1 protein-coding gene is annotated in these 290 nt (G+C 74.8%); it reads left to right on the forward strand.

The genetic code is table 11. The features are described from left to right. Positions 1–290: carboxyl transferase domain-containing protein (locus HTZ77_RS45020; protein WP_328809140.1), on the forward strand; the 290-nt coding region annotated here is incomplete at both ends.

Consider the following 290-nt stretch of genomic DNA (forward strand, 5'->3'; position numbering starts at 1 on the left):
TCTTCCGCGACCTGACGCGCCTGTCGGCGGCCGGGATCCCGACGATCGCCCTGGTCTTCGGCAACTCGACCGCCGGCGGCGCCTACGTGCCCGGGCTGAGCGACCACGTGGTGATGGTCCGCGACCGGGCGAAGGTGTTCCTCGGCGGTCCGCCGCTGGTCAGGATGGCGACCGGCGAGGAGTCCGACGACGAGTCGCTCGGCGGCGCCGAGAGGCACGCGCGCGTCAGCGGCCTGGCCGACCATCTCGCCGCCGACGAGCACGACGCGCTGCGCCTCGGGCGGCGGATC

Origin of the sequence: Nonomuraea montanisoli, from assembly GCF_013363975.1 — a bacterium.
Taxonomy (GTDB): domain Bacteria; phylum Actinomycetota; class Actinomycetes; order Streptosporangiales; family Streptosporangiaceae; genus Nonomuraea; species Nonomuraea montanisoli.